Genomic DNA, 2,859 nt, shown 5'->3' with positions numbered 1-2,859 from the left:
TTCCCGAGTAGCACGGGGCCCGAGAAATCCTGTGTGAATCTGCCAGGACCACCTGGTAAGCCTAAATACTTCCTGATGACCGATAGTGAACAAGTACCGTGAGGGAAAGGTGAAAAGCGCCCCGGTGAGGGGTCGTGAAATAGTACCTGAAACCGTGTGCCTACAAGCCGTAGGAGCGTAGGCAAGCTTGCTTGTCTGTGATGTGACTGCGTGCCTTTTGAAGAATGAGCCTGCGAGTTATGGTGTGTGGCGAGGTTAACCCGTGTGGGGGAGCCGTAGCGAAAGCGAGTCTGAATAGGGCGTTTGTAGTCGCATGCTGTAGACCCGAAGCGGAGTGATCTACGCATGGGCAGGTTGAAGCGCGGGTAAGACCGCGTGGAGGACCGAACCCACCAGGGTTGAAAACCTGGGGGATGACCTGTGTGTAGGGGTGAAAGGCCAATCAAACTCCGTGATAGCTGGTTCTCCCCGAAATGCATTTAGGTGCAGCGTTGCGTGGTGCTTGCCGGAGGTAGGGCTCTGGTTGGCTGATGGGCCCGACAAGGTTACTGACGTCAGCCAAACTTCGAATGCCGGTAAGTGGAGCGTGGCAGTGAGACTGCGGGGGATAAGCTCCGTGGTCGAGAGGGAAACAGCCCAGATCACCGACTAAGGCCCCTAAGCGTGTGCTAAGTGGGAAAGGATGTGGAGTCGCAGTGACAACCAGGAGGTTGGCTTAGAAGCAGCCACCCTTGAAAGAGTGCGTAATAGCTCACTGGTCAAGTGATTCTGCGCCGACAATGTAGCGGGGCTCAAGTACACCGCCGAAGTCGTGGCACTACCAGCTTGCTGGTGGTGGGTAGGGGAGCGTCGTACGAACCGGTGAAGCTGCCGAGTGATCGTGTGGTGGAGGTCGTACGAGTGAGAATGCAGGCATGAGTAGCGAGTCAGAAGTGAGAATCTTCTGCGCCGAATGACCAAGGGTTCCTGGGGCAGGTTCGTCCGCCCAGGGTAAGTCGGGACCTAAGGCGAGGCCGACAGGCGTAGTCGATGGACAACGGGTTGATATTCCCGTACCCGCTGTGATGCGCCCATATCGAATCCGGGGATACTAAGGGTCCTTAAGCCCTCCGGGCCTTCGGGTCTGGGGTGAGGCTGAACGCCTGGCCTGATCTGGTAGTAGGTAAGCGATGGGGTGACGCAGGAAGGTAGCCCAGCCCGGGCGGTGGTTGTCCCGGGGTAAGCATGTAGGGAGAGAGATAGGCAAATCCGTCTCTCATATATCCTGAGGTGTGATGCCGAGCCGATTGTGGCGAAGTGGGTGATCCTATGCTGCCGAGAAAAGCCTCTAGTGAGTGTCGTAGCGGCCCGTACCCTAAACCGACTCAGGTGGTCAGGTAGAGAATACCAAGGCGGTCGGGTGAACTGTGGTTAAGGAACTCGGCAAATTGCCCCCGTAACTTCGGGAGAAGGGGGACCTTTACTGGTGATGGAACTTGCTTCTTGAGCTGGTGGGGGTCGCAGTGGCCAGGGGGAAGCGACTGTTTACTAAAAACACAGGTCCGTGCGAAGTCGTAAGACGATGTATACGGACTGACGCCTGCCCGGTGCCGGAACGTTAAGGGGACCGCTTAGCACCTTTCGGGGTGCGAAGGTGAGAACTTAAGCGCCGGTAAACGGCGGTGGTAACTATAACCATCCTAAGGTAGCGAAATTCCTTGTCGGGTAAGTTCCGACCTGCACGAATGGCGTAACGACTTCCCCGCTGTCTCAACCACAGGCCCGGTGAAATTGCAGTACGAGTAAAGATGCTCGTTTCGCGCAGCAGGACGGAAAGACCCCGGGACCTTCACTACAGCTTGACATTGGCGTTTGGAGCGTCTTGTGTAGGATAGGTGGGAGACTGGGAAGCGGTAACGCTAGTTATCGTGGAGTCATTGGTGAAATACCACTCTGGTCGTTTTGGACGTCTAACCCGCGCCCGTGTATCCGGGTGGGGGACAGTGTCTGGTGGGTAGTTTAACTGGGGCGGTTGCCTCCTAAAAGGTAACGGAGGCGCCCAAAGGTTCCCTCAGCCTGGTTGGCAATCAGGTGTCGAGTGTAAGTGCACAAGGGAGCTTGACTGTGAGACTGACGGGTCGAGCAGGAGCGAAAGCTGGGACTAGTGATCCGGCATCGGCGTGTGGAAGCGGTGTCGCTCAACGGCTAAAAGGTACCCCGGGGATAACAGGCTGATCTTCCCCAAGAGTCCATATCGACGGGATGGTTTGGCACCTCGATGTCGGCTCGTCGCATCCTGGGGCTGGAGTAGGTCCCAAGGGTTGGGCTGTTCGCCCATTAAAGCGGTACGCGAGCTGGGTTTAGAACGTCGCGAGACAGTTCGGTCCCTATCCGCTGCGCGCGCAGGAGACTTGCGAGGGGCTGTCCCTAGTACGAGAGGACCGGGACGGACGAACCTCTGGTGTGCCAGTTGTTCCGCCAGGAGCACGGCTGGTTGGCTACGTTCGGTAGGGATAACCGCTGAAAGCATCTAAGCGGGAAGCTCGCCTCAAGATGAGGTCTCCCACCACGAGAGTGGGTAAGGCTCCCTATAGACGATGGGGTTGATAGGCCGGAAGTGGAAGCGTAGTAATGCGTGGAGCTGACCGGTACTAATAGGCCGAGGACTTGACCATATTATGCTCGCGTTCACTATGTGATCTCAGAGGCAGCAACCGGTTCCGCACCGCAGGGTGTGGGTGGTTGTGTGTTTCATGGGGTTACGGCGGTTATAGCGGTGGGGAAACACCCGGTTACATTCCGAACCCGGAAGTTAAGCCCGCCAGCGCCGATGGTACTGCACCGGGGACGGTGTGGGAGAGTAGGACGCCGCCGGACAAT

Annotated in this window: 2 rRNA genes; both read left to right on the top strand. The window is 57.3% G+C overall.

The window, feature by feature from the left end:
* Window positions 1-2,654, top strand: a 23S ribosomal RNA gene (locus Mam01_RS35800); the annotation flags it as partial.
* 85 nt (window positions 2,655-2,739) lie between these two features.
* A 5S ribosomal RNA gene (gene rrf / locus Mam01_RS35795) occupies window positions 2,740-2,856 on the top strand.
* The last annotated feature ends 3 nt before the right edge of the window (window positions 2,857-2,859 follow it).

The organism is Microbispora amethystogenes (assembly GCF_016863015.1).
GTDB classification, from domain to species: Bacteria; Actinomycetota; Actinomycetes; order Streptosporangiales; family Streptosporangiaceae; genus Microbispora; species Microbispora amethystogenes.
This window is presented reverse-complemented; position numbering and strand designations above follow the sequence as displayed.